The sequence below is a fragment of the Paraburkholderia sp. EG286B genome, from assembly GCF_040965655.1.
In the GTDB taxonomy this organism is placed as follows: domain Bacteria; phylum Pseudomonadota; class Gammaproteobacteria; order Burkholderiales; family Burkholderiaceae; genus Paraburkholderia.
In genome coordinates this window covers 1-255 of sequence record NZ_JBFRCF010000249.1, presented here as the reverse complement: position 1 = coordinate 255, position 255 = coordinate 1, and the positions used below count along the sequence as shown (strand labels likewise).

At 62.4% G+C, this 255-nt stretch carries 1 protein-coding gene; it reads right to left on the bottom strand.

Annotated elements, in window-relative coordinates:
- Positions 1–180 (bottom strand): IS66 family insertion sequence element accessory protein TnpB (gene tnpB / locus AB4Y42_RS44625; protein WP_368697944.1); only part of this gene is annotated, 180 nt, incomplete at its 3' end.
- Positions 181–255 lie beyond the last annotated feature (75 nt).

Genomic DNA, 255 nt, shown 5'->3' with positions numbered 1-255 from the left:
GATTCCGAACCCGTCATAGACGAGCACCTTCATGCGCGTCGAATGCCTGTTGGCGAACAGATAGGCGTGATGTGGCCGCGCTGCGCCGAACACCTTCACCACGCGCGCCAGAATCGTATCTGTGCCGACGCGCATATCCAGCGGTTCGGTCGCCAGCCAGATCGCGTCGATGCGGATCACCGCAGCCACCCCTGCAACCACACCGCACAATCGCTGGCTGCAGATAACGGCCAACGTACCGTCACCGTTGCCGCA